Source organism: Halopenitus salinus (genome assembly GCF_042662125.1).
GTDB lineage: Archaea > Halobacteriota > Halobacteria > Halobacteriales > Haloferacaceae > Halopenitus > Halopenitus salinus.
This window is the reverse complement of record NZ_JBHSXL010000004.1, coordinates 111,281-125,596: the sequence shown is the minus strand read 5'-3', so window position 1 is coordinate 125,596 and position 14,316 is coordinate 111,281. Positions and strand designations below refer to the sequence as shown.

The window sequence follows — 14,316 nt, the reverse complement described above, 5'->3', positions numbered from 1 at the left end:
TGATCACTCGAAGCGGTAGGTCGGCCCCTCGGGCCCGTCCTCGACCTCGACGCCGACCGCCGCCAGCGCGTCGCGAAGCTCGTCCGCGCGCTCGTACTCGCCCGCCTCGCGAGCTGATTCGCGGAGATCGAGGACGAGCTCGACGAGTTCGTCGGCGAGTTCGACGTCCCCGTCGACGCCCTCTCCGGCGTCGAACCGAAGTCCCAGTACGCCCTCGCCGAACTCCTCGAGCGTCTCGATCGCCCGACGCAGGCCGCGGTAGTCGTACCCGGTTTCGCCGCCCTCGCCGTCCTCGTCGCCTTCGCTGCCCTCGCCACCCTCGCTGCTCTCGACGCGATCGAGGTGTCGGTTGACGGCGTCGGTGAGTTCGAGCAGCGCCGCGGTCGCCTCCCGGACGTTGAGGTCGTCGTTCATCGCGGTCTCGAAGTCCTCCCGGGCGACGTCCACGGCCGATCGGAGGTCCTCGTCCGTGGCCTTCGTGTGTGCGTCCACGGAGTCGAGCGCGTCGACGCCGCGTTCGTGAGTTCGCAAGAGACGCTCCCACCGCTCTTCGGCCTCGGCGATCGTCTCCTCGGTGAGCGCCTGCTCGGAGCGGTAGGACGCGCCCGCATAGAACGTCCGGAGGACGTTGACTCCCAGTTCCTCGAGGGCGTCGGGCACCGTCCAGAAGTTCCCGATCGACGAGGACATCTTCTCGCCCTCCATCGAGAGGAGGCCGGCGTGCATCCAGTAGCGGACGAAGGGCTCGCCCGTGGCCGCCTCCGACTGGGCGATCTCGTTTTCGTGGTGGGGAAAGACGAGGTCGCGTCCGCCCATGTGGACGTCGAGCGTCTCGCCGAGGTGCGTCATCGACATCGCCGAACACTCGACGTGCCAGCCGGGTCGCCCCTCGCCCCACGGCGACTCCCAGGTCTCGCCCTCGGGCAGCGGGCCGTCGTGGTCGTGTTTCCGGTGTTCGCGGACGGCCGTCTCGCTCACCCCGCCGGCCTTCCAGAGCGCGAAGTCCGCCGGGTTCCGCTTTTCCGAGCGCTCGTCGGGCTCGCCTTGCGCCTCGAGTTCCTCGACGTCCTGGTTCGAGAGCCGTCCGTACTCCTCGAAGGTCGTGACGTCGAAGTAGACGGAGCCGTTCGACTCGTAGGCGTAGCCGGCCTCGACGAGCGACTCGACCAGATCGAGTATCTCCGGGACGTGCTCGGAGACGCGGGGATACACCTCCGCGCGAAGCAGGTTGAGCCCGCGCATGCTCTCGAAGACCGTCTCGGTGAACGTCTCCGCGACGTCGGGTTCGCCCGTCCACTCCTCGCGTTCGCCGACGCGTGCGGCGATCTTCTCGTTGACGTCGGTGACGTTCTCGACGTGACGGACGTCGTATCCGAGGTGGTCGAGCCATCGGTGGAGGACGTCGGCGTGGACCCACATCCGGGCGTGACCCAGGTGGGGGTCGTCGGAGACCGTGAGCCCGCAGACGTACAACAGCACGTCGTCGCCGTCGACCGTGAACTCCACGCGCTCGTCCCGCAGGGTGTCCGTCACGGAGAGGGTCATCACGGCCGGATTCTCGTGGCGAGCCTTTCAACGCGTCGATCGGAGCAGTTCGAGGGATCTGACCGGTCCGGTCAGTATCTCTCAGACGCCCAGCGCGTCCGCCAGGTCGTGGAACGAGTCGATCGTCAGGTCCGGCTCCTCGCCGAACGACTCCCACGGCGTGTCCTTTCGATCGACACGAATTCCTTGCATCCCGGCGTGTCTCGCCCCCATGACGTCGAACCAGCCGGCGGTGACGTGGGCGATCTCACGGATCGGCGTTCCCGTCCGCCCCGCGGCGTGGCGGTATATCTCGGCGGCGGGCTTGAACGTCCGGACCTCGTCCGCGCTGATCGCGTCCTCGATGAGGTCCCCGATGTCGGCGTGTTCGATCATGGAGGCCAACATCTCGGGATTCCCGTTCGAGACGACGTAGCAGTCGTACCCTCCCTCGCGAAGCCGTTCGATCCCGTCTCGAACGTCCTCGAACACGTCGAGTTCGTGGTAGACGGCGAGGATCTCGTCGCGTTCCTCGGGCGAGACGTCCACCCCGTGAGCGTCGAGCGCGTACTGGAGGGCGTCGCGGTTCATCTCGTAGAACGGCTGGTAGGCGTCGATCTGGTTGGCGACGAACGTGTACTCGAGCGATCGCGCCCGCCAGAGCTTCGAGATCGGCTCCGGGTCGTCGACCCGTTCCGCGAGCGCTCGTTCCGCGGCGTCGACGTCGACGAGCGTGCTGTAGGAGTCGAACGTGATCGTGGTGACGCGGTCGGCATCCAGGGGCATCGAGTTCCACCACACGCTCGCGTCAGTTAGCACTAGCGGCGGAGCGCCTCCGGTTCGACTCCCCGGATCCCCGACTTTCGAGCATTCGGAGCCCGACCACTCATTAGGGGTGCGTGCGATCGTGAGGTATGATCTCGAACACCCGGCTTTACGCCGCCGCGATCGCGTTCTCCTCGGGCCTGTACTCGATCTGGAGCGCGTCGACGGCATCGCGAATGACCTCGAGCGGACTGCTCATGGGGGTCCTCGGGGCGATCGTGATCGTCCACGGCGCGGTTCTGCTCACCGCGCATGCGGACCGGCTCGCGGGCTGGAGCGGTCGGCTCATGATCGGATACGCCCTCGTGATGCTCCTCAACCAGCTCCTCGTCGGAACCGGGATGGTCGGCGGGTCGGGGACGATGGGAACGGGCGGAGCAGGAATGACCGGCGGCATGGGAGGTTCCGGCATGGCCGGATCGGGCATGGCGAGCGGCATGGGCTGGGATCCGGGAATGGTCGCGCTCGCGGCGTTGATGCTCGCAAGCGGCGTGATCATGGCGTGGGGCCCCCGGATGGACGACGAGGGGAGCGAAATGCACGGTTAATCGTTGGGACGTCGAGGAGATGTGCTGGAGGAGGGGTGCCCGAGGAGGTGTGCTGGAGGTAACCCGGTTACCTTTCGCTCAGATTACACTTATCCGCCGCGGCGTCCATGGTGTGAATACCCATGGCAACCGAAACGCGATCGACGGACGTCACGGTCGAGGTTACCTCGAAACAGTGGGTCGCCGGAGCCGTCGGCGGGTTCATCGGCAGCGTTCCGTTCGGGCTCATGATGATGTACGTGATGCCGCCGCCGCTTCTGGAGGTCGTGATCCCGGCCATGTACGGGATCGAGGGGCCGGCGCTGCTCGCCGGGTGGGCGATCCACCAGTTCCACGGCGTCGTGTTGGGGCTCGTCTACGTCGCGCTCGTTCAGACGGGACCGCTCCGCCAGACCGCTCGATCGACCGGCGGCGCGATCGGACTGGGGGTCGCATACGGAATCCTCACGACGGTCGCTCTCGCGGTGGTCGTGATGCCGCTTTGGCTCGGGGCCGTCGGCTTCCCGAACGCGCCGCCGTTCCCCAATTTCGCGATCCCGGCCACGATCGTCTCCGGGATCGGCCACGTCGTCTACGCCGTCCCGGTCGCGCTTCTGTACGCGAGATCGTTCGCGGAGTGAGCGAGGACTGTTCCGGATCGATTCATCCGGTTCGTGACGACCGCACCGGATTCCGGCGGATCGGCGCCGCGACCGAGTTCCGGCAGAACGTCCGCCGATCACAACCCTTTCGCCGACCCGTCGGGTACCCGTCGACGTGAGCACACGAAGCGATCGGTCGACGGAATCACCCGACGGCCGCCGGAGTTGGCTCGTGGCGATCCTCGGCGCGGTGGGGATGATCTTCACCTTCGGGACGCCGCTCTCCTACGGGGTTCTCCGCGACCCGCTCAGCGAGACGTTCGCGATCTCGCCGGTCGCGCTCTCCACCGTCTTTTCGGTCATGCTCTTCACCTTCTTCATCGGGTCGGGAACGATCGGCGTCTTCTCCGCACACCTCCCGGCCCGGGGGGTGCTCCTCGCCTGCACCGCCGCGACTGCGCTCGTCTCCCCCGCGCTGTTTTTCGTCGAGTCCTACGCGGGGCTGCTGGTCGTCTTCGCCGTGCTCGGGATCGCGTTGGGAACCGTGTTCGTTCTGCTCGCCTCCATCGTCCCCCGGTGGTTCGACGAGCGGCGCGGCGCCGCGACAGGGCTCATCTTCGTCGGAAACGGGCTCGGACTCTTCGTGTTGCCGCCGGTCTGGGAGTACGCGATCGCCACCGTGGGCATCCGCCGCGGGTTCTTGACCATCATGTCCGTGACGGCCGTCACCTTCCTGTTCGCCGGGATCGTCTGTCGCCGGCCGCGATGGGCCGACCAGTCGTCGGCGACGGCGGGCGAGCTCCTGGAGTGGGTCGCCGGGCTGGCGCGGACGCGGCGGTTTCAGCTGCTCTTCGTCGGGATCGGGCTCGCGTTCGCGTGGTACCAGCTGCTCGCGGCGTATGCGATCGACTTGTTCGCCGCGCGCGGACTGGCCGGCGCCACGGCCTCGGCCGCCTTCGGCGCGATCGGCGGCGTGAGCATCGTCTCGCGGATCGGCGGCGGCTACGTCGCTGACGTGGTCGGGGCCAGACGCGCCTTCCTCGCCTCGCTCGGCTGTTCGGCGGCGGGGATCGCGGTGCTGCTCGCGCCCTCGCTGCCGGTCATGGCGGTCGGGGTGATCCTCGTCGGCCTGGGGCTCGGCGGCTGTGCGACGATCTACATCCCGCTTTTGATGGGCGTCTACGACCCCGAGATGGACACCGCCATCATCGGCGTGTTCAACGTGGCCGGCGGGGTGGGCGCGCTGGCGATGCCGCCGCTCGGCACCGCGAGCGTCTCCTACACGAACGGCTACGTCGCCGCCATCCTGTTGACGCTCGCCGCGACGCTCGTCGCGTTCGTCGCAATCGCCGTCGGAACCAGGTAAGAACGGTGGAAATCCGGCTCGTGTTCGAGCCCTTCGACCCTACTCCCCCGTCTCCTCGTCGGCGTCCCGCTGGGCCGCCTCGACGCGGTCGGCGTACGACTCCAGCTCCGCGGCCAGCTCGCGCGCCTGCGCGGCGGAGAGGGTCACCCGGTCGGCGTGGGCGGGCAGTTCGGTCAACTCCGTGTTGTCGAGTTCCAGCTCGAGCGTGAGGTGATCGGGGTCCTCGCGCGGGGCGGTCACGTTGAGGACGGCGTAGGCCTCCTCCTCGAAGTCGTGGCCGGTCGCGACCCCGTCGAGCAGATCGAAGGTCGTGTAGGCGTTCACCCGGATGAGTCGGTCGGGCATCGACGGGACTCAGTCGTCGCTCGCAATGGGCGTTCCGTCCGCGCTGGCCGGCGCGGGGCTCGCGTCCATGTCGTCGTCCGCGGCGTAGGGGTACCACGTCATCTTCGTGTTGTGCATGTAGGGGTCCTCGTAGCTCGTCTCCTCGGGCTCGATCAGCTCCTCGAGTGCTCCGTCTCCGTCGTCCCCGTCGAGGCGCTCGATGAACTCGCGGAAGCTCTCGCCGTCCTCGCGGCGCTCGTCGTACCGCTCGATCAGGTTCGAGATGGCGCCGGGGACCTCGTCGGCGGGGACGCGCTGGCCGACCCACTCCGCGAAGCGCGGGTCCTCGCCGAGCCCGCCGCCCAGGCCGATATCGAGCGCCTCGACCGGCTCGCCGTCCTTGCGGGTCTTCATCCCGCGGAGGCTGACGTCGGCGATCTGCGGCTGGGCACAGGAGGCGGTACAGCCGGACAGGTGGACGTGGAAGTCCTCGACGTCCGCCGGGAGATCGACGTTCTCCTTGAGCCAGCGGGCGTACCGGACCTGCCGGTTCTTCGTCTCGACGATGGAGAGCGAGCAGAACTCCGTGCCCGTACAGGCGATGGAGCCGCGCATGAACGGGTGCGGGTCCGGCGAGTAGTCCTCCAACAGCGGCTCGGCGAGCAGGTCATCGAGTGCCGACTCCGGAACGTCGGTGATGAGGACGTTCTGGCGCTGGGTGATCCTGATCTCGCCGGAGCCGTACTCGTCGGCGACGTCGGCGAGTTCGTGGACGTCGTCGACGCCCATCCGGCCGACGAGGACGTTCAAGCCGACGTAGTAGTTCCCGTCGGCCTGTTCGTGGACGCCGACGTGGTCGCTGTGGCCGCCGGTCGGGAGGCCCTCGGAGGACCGGCCCGCGTTGTAGGTGTACTCCTCGCGCAGGTCCTCTCCCGCCGTCTCGAGCTCGAAGTCGACGAACTCCTCCTGGAGGACCCGCCGGATCTTCTCGGGCCCCCACTCGTCGACGAGGAACTTGATGCGCGCGGAGTAGCGGTCCTCGCGGTCGCCGTACTCGCGAAACAGCGCCGAGAGCCCGCCGGCGACCGCCTCGGCGTCGTCGGGCTCGACGAAGACGTCGATGTCGCGAGCGAGCCTGGGCTCGTTGCGGGCGAGCCCGCCGCCGACGCGCACGTTGAAGCCCTTGCGGCCGTCCTTCCTTGCGGGCTCGAGCGCGAGGTCGTTGATGTCGCCCTGCCCACAGCCCTCACGGCAGCCCGTGACGCTCACCTTCCACTTGCGCGGCAGGTTCGAGTGGTCGTCGTTGCCCTTGAAGGTCTCGTGGAGGTCCATCGCGACCGGCAGCGCGTCGACGAACTCGTGGCGGTCCTTGCCCGCGACCGGACAGCCCACGATGTTGCGCCAGGAGTCACCACACGCCTGCTGGGTGGAGAGGCCGTTCGCCTCGAGCTTCTCGAAGATCGCCGGGACGTCCTCCAGGCGGATCCAGTGGAGCTGGATCGACTGGCGGGTCGTCCAGTCGCAGTAGGCGGCGCCGAACTCCGGGTTCTCGCCGGGGCCGCGGGCGTACTCGTCGGCGATCTCGGCCACGACGCGCACCTGTCCGGGCTCCAGCACGCCGTTCGGCGTGCCGATCCGCATCATGAAGTAGGACTCCTGGCCGTTCCGCTGGTGGTAGAGCCCCCACCACTTGAACCGCTCGAACCAGGCGTCGTGTTCGTCCTCCGGGATCGACTCCCAGCCCCGCTCCGCGAACTCGAAGAGGTGCTCGCGTATCTCGTTGCCGTACGTCTCGGACTTCCAGCGCTCTACGTCCGTGGGCATCTCTGGATGTCCCTGCGTGTCCCGTCCCCCTAAAGCGCCCCTCGGCGTCAATTCTCCCCAGTGGTTCGCGATACCGGAGAGTGTTTCCGTCCGCCGAGCGGCCCGCCCGGCCGTCGAACCGCGTTCGTCGCGAGCGGCTCGTAGCTCCCCTCTCGCACCCGCCCGATCGGGATCGGCTTCGTCGACGTCGCGTGCCCACATCGGATGCACCGGCCGTACGTCTCGGCGGCGACCGTTCGCCCGTCGACGGAGACGTCCGTGATCCCCTCCACGACGAAGTCGGCGATCGAACACCCGCAGATCCCCCGCACGTACCAGAGTTCGCTCGTTCCGGCGCGACGCTCGTCGTTCAAGGACACCCACGCGCCGTCGTCGAGCGTTCGCAGCGAGACCGTCATGATCGACGGAACGAGCCCCGCGGGGGAAACCCCGTCGGCGCCCGTAACCATCGACACGATCCGTGACGCCGCAATTCGCGACGATCGACGGACGGGACCCGATCCGGGTTCACACGGTCGACCGAGATACCTGCAAGGACACCCGGTGTCGGCGAGCCTCGGTAGTGCTTGTTCGGGGGGACCCGTTTAATCCGATGGAGTACGTACGGACGGGTGATGACCGGACTAGCCGACACGGAACACGCCTCCGCGGACGTCGCACCGGAGCTGTTCGACCGCCGCGACCGCCGCGATCTCCGAGGCGGCCGCGCCCCACCGACCGTGGAGGGGGACGCCGAATGAGCGAGGACGGCGAACACCTCCGTGAGATCCCGACGGGCGCCGGCTGTACCGAGATCTGGGAGAAGCTCAGCGAACAGCGCGAGGAGGGACGGAACGTCGATCGCGACTCGGATCCCGATCCGGCTTCCGATCCCGACTCCGATCCGGATCACGGCACTCGTTCCGACCTCGGCGCGGACGCCGCCGTCGATCTCACGGACGCGGAGTGCTCCCGATCGGACGACGACCGCTGAACGACCGTGGTCCGTCCCGGCGAGCGAGACCCTCCGCCTCCTCTCGTCCTTTTTTGTCTCTTTTCGTTTCCTCTCCCGTTCCCGAATACATCTCAGCGATCCGTAAAATATGCGATAACGTCCACCACACTATCGACTGAAAATCCAGATAATAGCGGTTTAAATGCCCGAGATCCGTTTCTCGTCCGTGCGTGAGAATACGTGTCACCGAGAAAGTATTAAGTAGTCAACGGCCCAATATATGAGCGTAACCGCAACCCTTCAGCGTCGGGATGCTGAACGCGATTCGACGTCGCGTTCGGGAGTCATCGCCGCCTCCGGTTCGGATCACCATATCATGAACATCAAGACACTCTTCAGCGACGAACGTGCGGTCTCGCCGGTCATCGGCGTCATTCTGATGGTGGCTATCACCGTCATTCTCGCGGCCGTGATCGGCACCTTCGTGCTCGGTCTCGGCGACGACCTCCAGGACACCTCGCCGACGGCGAGCTTCAACTTCGAGTACGAGGACGGTGCCTCTCAAGATAGCGTTACAATCACGCACGCCGGCGGTGACACGATCGATGGGGCGCTCTTGAGCGTTACCGCGGACGGGACTGATCTGAGTGCAAGTTGGGCCAGTGATGTCTCCGCCGGATCCTCGACGACTGTCGACGCACCTTCGAGCGATTGGACAGGCGAGACCATCCGGGTGAACTGGGAGTCCGAAACCGGCCAGTCGTCGGCGACGCTCGCCACCAGCACGGCGCCCGACTACTCGGGCTGATCGCAGGCTGATCGTTCGGATCGGTAGCCGCGGCCCGGTTTCGTTTTTCACGCTTCGATCGTCGAAGCCACGCCGAGGGGAACAGTAAAGTCGGATAGCTCACACAACGGTGTATGTTCCTCTCGCAGGTTCCGGGGATCGCGGTGGTCTTTCTCCTCATCCTCGGGACCCTCCTGGCCTTCCTCACGGAGGTCGTGCCGAACGACGTCACGGCGATCGCGGTCATGGCCAGCCTCGTCGTTCTGGAGCCGTGGACCGGCGTCGGCGCCCGCGAGGCGATCTCCGGGTTCGCGAACCCCGCGACCGTCACGATCATCGCGATGTACATGCTGAGCGCGGGCATCCAGGGAACGGGGATCGTCGAACGGCTCGGCGTCCATCTCGCCGACTTCACGGCGGGAAAGCGGTACCGCGCGCTCGTCGCCACCGTCTGTACCACGGGGCCGATCGCGGGCTTCGTGAACAACACGCCGGTCGTCGCCGTCTTCGTCCCGATGGTCACGACGCTCGCCGAGGAGTCGAAGCTGAGCCCCTCCAAGCTGCTTTTGCCCCTGTCGTACGCCGCGATCCTCGGCGGCACGCTCACCCTCATCGGAACGTCGACGAACATCCTCGCGAGCGACTTCGCCCGGATCCTGATCGACGGCCGCGACGGGATCGGGATGTTCGAGTTCACGGGACTCGGGGCGGTCCTCCTGCTCGTCGGGCTCGCGTATCTCCTGACCGTCGGGTGGTGGCTCACCCCCGCCCGGATCCCGGTGGACGCTGACGCGGTCTCGGAGTTCGACCTCGAGGACCACCTCGCGTTCATGCGGGTCCGTCCGGACTCGCCCGCGGTCGGTCGCCCCGTCGACGCGCTCGACGCGGAGCACCCCGACGTCCGGGTCCTTCAGGTTCGCCGCGGCGAGGAGGCCTACGCCGGACCGGGATCCGACCACCGCCTCGAGGCGGACGACGTGCTCGTGGTTCACGGGTCGCTGCAGGCGGTAAACCGGTTTCGCGAGGCGGCCCACCTGAGCCAGCGCGTCCGCGAGTCGGTCACGGACGAGACCTTCGAGGCCGCCGCGACGGACGGCACCCTCGCGCGGGCGGTCGTTCCCGAGGGCTCACGCTACCTCGGTGAATCGATCGCCGAGACCGGACTCGAGGAGTACCACCGGACGACCGTGCTCGCTCTCCGCCGCGGGGGCGAACTCGTCCGGGAGGGGCTCGCCGACGAGACGCTCCGGACCGGCGATCTGCTGTTGGTCCGCACGACGCCGGCGTCGATCCGGTACTTCACCGATACCGGCGAGCTGCTCGTGGCGGACGACGACGCCATCGACCGGATGGCGGACGCGGAGCCCGCCGAAGTCGCGCCGGTGTCGTCCAAGGCGCCCGTCGCGGTCGGAATCCTGGCCGGCGTCGTGTCGCTCGCGGCCCTGGACGCGCTCCCCGTCGTGATCGCCGCGCTGGCCGGCGTGGTGGCCATGGTCCTCACGGGCTGTCTGCGGACGGTCGACGCCTACGACGCGGTCTCCTGGAACGTCGTCTTCCTGCTCGCCGGGGTGATCCCGCTCGGGCTCGCGCTGGAGGAGACCGGCGGAGCCGCGGTGGTCTCGGCGTTCGTCGTCGCCACATCCGACGTCCTTCCCCTCGTCGGCGTGTTGTTCGTGCTCTACGTCGTCTCCGGGGCGCTCGCGAGCGTCATCACCCCGGTCGCCACGGTGGTGCTCATGATCCCGGTCGGCGTCGACGCCGCCGCACGTCTCGGCGCCAACGAGTTCGCGTTTCTGCTGGCCGTGATGTTCGCCTCCGCGACGTCGTTCATGACGCCGGTCGGCTACCAGACGAACCTGATGGTCTACGGCCCCGGGGGCTACGAGTTCTCCGACTTCCTCCGGGTGGGCGGCCCGCTCCAGCTGCTTCTCGCCGTGGTCGCCACGGTCGGAATCACCGTCGGCTGGGGGCTGTGAGGTGCCCTATCGGGGTCGCGTCCTCACTGCCGTCCCGAGGTGACGGCGTCGTGTGGGACCGTCTCGACCCCGGTGAACTCGAAACGGGCGCCGCCCTCCTCGTCGGCCGTTATCTCGAAGGTCCACCCGTGTCCCTTCGCGACGTCGGCGACGATGGCGAGGCCGTAGCCCGTCCCGTGCTCGCGGGTCGTATAGCCGTGTTCGAGGACCGCCTCGCGTTCGGACTCGGGGATCCCGGGACCGTCGTCGGCGACGTAGAACCCCTCCAGTTCTCCGTCCGAGCCTTCGATCGGGCCGATCCGAACGCGCACGTTCGGACCGGCGTGTTCCACCGCGTTCCGGAGGAGGTTGCCGAGCAGCTCGCGGAACCGCGTCTCGTCGGCCCGAATCGGTCGGCAGTCGTCCGCCACGGACAGCGTCGCGCCGTCGGCGTCGATCTCCGACCACACCTCCTCCGCGAGGGATCCGACCGCGACCGGCTCCACGTCCCCGACGCTCACGCCCCGCCGTGAGAGCGCGAGGACGTCGTCGACGAGCTCCTCGATCCGATCGAGCGACTCCGCGACGCGCTCCAGCTCCGGCGTGTCGTGTTCCTCGCGAGCCAGTTCGGTGTATCCCTTCGCGACGCCGAGGGGGTTCTTGATGTCGTGGGAGACGATGCCCGCGAACTCGTCGAGCTGCTCCTTTTGTCTGCGAAGCTCGCTCTCCCGGCGGCGGCGCTCGGAGACGTCCCGGATGATCCCGGTGAAGTACCGCTCGCCGCCGATCTCGTGTTCCCGCAGGCTGATCATCGTGGGGACCTCGTGACCGTCGGCGTGCAGCGCCGGCAGTTCGACCCCGTCCCAGTCTATGTTGCGTTGGCCGGTCTCGACGTACGCCGCGAGCGCCCTCGCGTGCGTCTCCCGAAGGCGTTCGGGAATGATCCGCATCTTCGAGCTGCCGATGAGCTCCTCGGGCTCGTACCCGAGGATCCGGGTGATACCGGGGTTCGCATAGACGATCCGGCTGTCCGCGTCGATCGTCAACAGCCCCTCCGAGACGTTCTCGACGAGCGTCTGGTAGAACCCCTCCGAATCCGCGAGGGGAATGTCGGGCCTCGGGGACGACGTCGACGGATCGCTCATTGATCGCTACACGGGAGCGAGGGTTAAAACCGAATCCCAAAATTTCACTCGATCGGCGGCGGATTGATCCCCCGCCGACGGATCGACTCCTCCGTTCATTGACGCCCTGCGTGTGACGCCGTCGAGGAGCGGGTGCGACACACAGCAGAAGCCCTAATGGCGAGCGGCACGGACGGAGCGACATGTCCAAACCGGAGGTCGGATCGGGATCGGACGACGTCGCGGTCGACGCTCTCCGGTATGAGACCCTGCGTACGTCCCTCGAGCGCGAGGACGTCGGCCGACACCTCGCGCTGTTTTATGACGCCCCGGCCGAACAGCGGCGAGCGGCGGCCGCGTTCGTCGAGACCGCGCTCCGGCGGGGCGATCGCTGTCTCTACCTCGCCGACACGAACGACGTCCCCGCGGTCGAGCGACTCCTCGAGACGGCGGGAATCGGCGTGGATCGCCACCTCGAGGACGGGACGCTCGAGATACACCACGCATCCGAGGTCTACCTCGAGGACGGATTCGACCCGAACCGAATGGCGGACCTGCTCGCGGACCTCTCCGAGGAGAGCGTCGACGACGAGTACGCGGGACTCGCCGTCGCCGGGGAGAACTCCTGGAGCTTCGGCGTCGACGCGGAGTTCGACGAGATCCTCGAGTTCGAGGTCGCCTTCGACGACCGATGTCCGGACCGTCCCGTCACCGCGATGTGTCAATACGACATGAACCGGTTCGACGATCGGTCGATCGCGAAAGCCCTCTGGACCCACGAACACGTGATCTACCGTGACACCGTCTGTGAGAACCCGTTTTACGTCCCGCCGTCGACGTACTCGCCCGCGACGAAGGCACACGACGGCGTTCGGCTACAGCTCGAACAGACCCGGGAGCTGGCCCGGGTCCGAAACCAGCTCTCCGAGCGCGAACAGCGGCTCGCCGTCGTCGATCGAACGCTGAGACACAACATCCGAAACGAGCTGAACGTCATCCTCGGCCACCTCGAGCTGTTGCAGACGGACCTCGATCCGGGTTCCGAGGCGCTCGAGTCCATCGAGATCTGTCTGGAGTACGCCGAACGGGTCGTCGATCTCTCCGAGAAGGCCAGGTACATCCAGGAGACCCTCTCGGAGGACACCGTTCACGCGACTGAACTCGTCTCGGCGGTGGAGGACGCGATGGCCGACGTGCGTGAACTGCATCCGGACGCACGGATCGAACTCGAGGGCGACGGACCGATCCGGGTCCTCGCCCACGTGAACCTCGATGCCGCCCTCGCGGAGACCATCACCAATGCCGTTACCCATCAGGACCACGACCCTCCCGCGGTCTCGATCCGGATCGACGAGACCGGCTCCAACTCCGGGACGGTGTCGGTCGCAAACCCCGGCGATCCGATCCCCGAGGACGACAGAAAGGCGCTCTTGGGCGGCCAGGAGACCCCGCTCGAACACGGCGGGGGGATCGGCCTCTGGCTCGTGAAGTGGGTCGTGGAGGCCTCTAACGGGACCATCTCGTTCCCCGAAAACGCGGACGAGCGCTCGGAGATCCGCCTTTCCCTCCCGCTCATCGATCGGTGAGTCCCGATCGGCCGAGGGTCACCTGGGATTTCCGGAGTTGACGATCGCTCGACCGATCGGTCGCCACCACGATCACTCGGGGGTCGCGGAGGTCGCCCCGGCGAACTCGACGGTCGTCCCCTCGTACCGGCAGTCCTCCAGGGCGTGTTTCGCCGCGAATCCGGCCTCGTGGGCGGAGCGACCGTGTCCGACGCCGACCTTCAGATCGACGTCAGCGGCCTCGTTGACGTGGTCGATCGCCGCGCGATAGTCCGCCTGATCGAGGTCCGGACAGGCCGCGATGACGTTGTCTCCCCCCACGAAGAAGGACAACGCGCCGTGTTCCTCGCGCATGTAGCGCATCAACGCGGCGTAGCCCTGCTCGATCCGGATGAACGAGTCGAACTCGTTGAGCCGGTCCGTGTACTTGCCCGTCGCGTTGTTCACGTCGAAGTGGGCGATGGCGACGTCGTCGTCGTCGCTCTCCTCGCGATAGGTCCCCGCGAGCACCTCCCGGCGGTCACCGTCCTGTGCGCTCCCGGCGTTCTGGACCCTGCCGGTGGCCGTCTCGAGGGCGTCGATCGGTCGCTCCGCGACGTCGACGCCGAGGCTGACGGTGACCGGATACCGGTTCCGGACCGTGGCCTGCAGCCGCTCGTGGGCCGCCGAATCGAGGCCGTTCGTCACCGCCACCATGTTGTCGAACCGCGTGAAGAAGACGTATCCGTCACGCGATCCGACGAACTGTGCCAGGTCGGCGAACAGCCGCGACTGCATCGTCTGGAGGTCCATCTCGCGGCGCGGATCCGGAGTGACCGTCCAGGGCCCGTAGTTGTCGATCTGGACGAGCGTTACCTGGGTAGTCGTCACGATGTTTTCGTGTGGGACCTACCGCCGCTTGAGGGTTCCGTTATCCGATCCGTGAACGCGATCTCGAATTCGTTATGATGTGCGGAACC

The 14,316-nt window shown here is 67.4% G+C and carries 15 protein-coding genes; 8 read left to right on the top strand and 7 right to left on the bottom strand.

Going from position 1 to position 14,316, the window contains the following annotated elements; translation table 11 throughout:
- Nucleotides 1–3 precede the first annotated feature (3 nt).
- Nucleotides 4–1,545: a cysteine--tRNA ligase gene (gene cysS / locus ACFQE9_RS05850; protein WP_379741741.1), complete on the bottom strand. Its 1,542-nt coding sequence runs from the start codon at nucleotides 1,543–1,545 to the stop codon at nucleotides 4–6.
- Nucleotides 1,546–1,626: 81 nt separating this feature from the next.
- The gene (locus ACFQE9_RS05845; RefSeq protein WP_379741738.1) at nucleotides 1,627–2,310 is read right to left on the bottom strand and encodes a haloacid dehalogenase type II; all 684 of its coding nucleotides are present in this window, start codon (nucleotides 2,308–2,310) and stop codon (nucleotides 1,627–1,629) included.
- 236 nt (nucleotides 2,311–2,546) lie between these two features.
- Here ACFQE9_RS05845 and ACFQE9_RS05840 point away from each other — a divergent pair, with 236 nt between their 5' ends.
- The 3 genes from ACFQE9_RS05840 to ACFQE9_RS05830 all read left to right on the top strand — a co-directional run bounded on the left by ACFQE9_RS05840 (nucleotide 2,547) and on the right by ACFQE9_RS05830 (nucleotide 4,844).
- Nucleotides 2,547–2,897, top strand: a complete 351-nt coding sequence (locus tag ACFQE9_RS05840) for a hypothetical protein (RefSeq protein ID WP_379741735.1) — start codon at nucleotides 2,547–2,549, stop codon at nucleotides 2,895–2,897.
- A gap of 122 nt (nucleotides 2,898–3,019) precedes the next feature.
- Nucleotides 3,020–3,517, top strand: a complete 498-nt coding sequence (locus ACFQE9_RS05835) for a hypothetical protein (protein ID WP_379741732.1) — start codon at nucleotides 3,020–3,022, stop codon at nucleotides 3,515–3,517.
- A 217-nt stretch (nucleotides 3,518–3,734) separates the two neighbouring features.
- Entirely contained in the window at nucleotides 3,735–4,844 is a 1,110-nt protein-coding gene (locus ACFQE9_RS05830) for an MFS transporter (RefSeq protein WP_379741815.1), read from the top strand.
- A gap of 39 nt (nucleotides 4,845–4,883) precedes the next feature.
- On the opposite strand, the gene ACFQE9_RS05825 is transcribed toward ACFQE9_RS05830, so the two are convergent.
- Genes ACFQE9_RS05825 through ACFQE9_RS05815 form a run of 3 tightly spaced genes read right to left on the bottom strand, consistent with a single transcriptional unit; the run spans nucleotide 4,884 to nucleotide 7,390 of the window.
- Nucleotides 4,884–5,189 (bottom strand): DUF6360 family protein, encoded by a 306-nt coding sequence (locus tag ACFQE9_RS05825; protein WP_379741729.1) that lies wholly within the window; start codon nucleotides 5,187–5,189, stop codon nucleotides 4,884–4,886.
- Nucleotides 5,190–5,198: 9 nt separating this feature from the next.
- Nucleotides 5,199–6,992, bottom strand: a complete 1,794-nt coding sequence (locus tag ACFQE9_RS05820; RefSeq protein WP_379741726.1) for a nitrite/sulfite reductase — start codon at nucleotides 6,990–6,992, stop codon at nucleotides 5,199–5,201.
- A 47-nt stretch (nucleotides 6,993–7,039) separates the two neighbouring features.
- Nucleotides 7,040–7,390, bottom strand: a complete 351-nt coding sequence (locus ACFQE9_RS05815) for a DUF8134 family protein (RefSeq protein WP_379741723.1) — start codon at nucleotides 7,388–7,390, stop codon at nucleotides 7,040–7,042.
- Between the two features lie 216 nt (nucleotides 7,391–7,606).
- Between ACFQE9_RS05815 and ACFQE9_RS05810 the strand changes: the two genes are divergently transcribed.
- From ACFQE9_RS05810 to ACFQE9_RS05795, 4 genes are all read left to right on the top strand, one after another.
- Nucleotides 7,607–7,732, top strand: a complete 126-nt coding sequence (locus tag ACFQE9_RS05810) for a hypothetical protein (protein WP_379741720.1) — start codon at nucleotides 7,607–7,609, stop codon at nucleotides 7,730–7,732.
- Nucleotides 7,729–7,965 carry a hypothetical protein gene (locus tag ACFQE9_RS05805; RefSeq protein WP_379741717.1) on the top strand — a complete coding sequence of 79 codons (237 nt, stop codon included), beginning with the start codon at nucleotides 7,729–7,731 and terminating at the stop codon, nucleotides 7,963–7,965. Before ACFQE9_RS05810 ends, ACFQE9_RS05805 begins: the two co-directional genes overlap by 4 nt.
- Nucleotides 7,966–8,302: 337 nt before the next feature.
- Nucleotides 8,303–8,734 (top strand): type IV pilin domain-containing protein, encoded by a 432-nt coding sequence (locus ACFQE9_RS05800; protein WP_379741714.1) that lies wholly within the window; start codon nucleotides 8,303–8,305, stop codon nucleotides 8,732–8,734.
- A 113-nt stretch (nucleotides 8,735–8,847) separates the two neighbouring features.
- The gene (locus ACFQE9_RS05795; RefSeq protein WP_379741711.1) at nucleotides 8,848–10,689 is read left to right on the top strand and encodes an SLC13 family permease; all 1,842 of its coding nucleotides are present in this window, start codon (nucleotides 8,848–8,850) and stop codon (nucleotides 10,687–10,689) included.
- Between the two features lie 23 nt (nucleotides 10,690–10,712).
- On the opposite strand, the gene ACFQE9_RS05790 is transcribed toward ACFQE9_RS05795, so the two are convergent.
- The gene (locus ACFQE9_RS05790; RefSeq protein ID WP_379741708.1) at nucleotides 10,713–11,813 is read right to left on the bottom strand and encodes a two-component system sensor histidine kinase NtrB; all 1,101 of its coding nucleotides are present in this window, start codon (nucleotides 11,811–11,813) and stop codon (nucleotides 10,713–10,715) included.
- 182 nt (nucleotides 11,814–11,995) lie between these two features.
- Between ACFQE9_RS05790 and ACFQE9_RS05785 the strand changes: the two genes are divergently transcribed.
- A complete protein-coding gene (locus ACFQE9_RS05785) occupies nucleotides 11,996–13,378 on the top strand; it encodes an MEDS domain-containing protein (RefSeq protein WP_379741705.1) in 1,383 nt (460 codons plus the stop codon).
- Nucleotides 13,379–13,450: 72 nt separating this feature from the next.
- Here ACFQE9_RS05785 and ACFQE9_RS05780 read toward each other — a convergent pair whose 3' ends face one another.
- Complete coding sequence (locus ACFQE9_RS05780) at nucleotides 13,451–14,227, bottom strand: GTP cyclohydrolase III (RefSeq protein ID WP_379741703.1); 777 nt, start codon at nucleotides 14,225–14,227, stop codon at nucleotides 13,451–13,453.
- Between the last annotated feature and the right edge of the window lie 89 nt (nucleotides 14,228–14,316).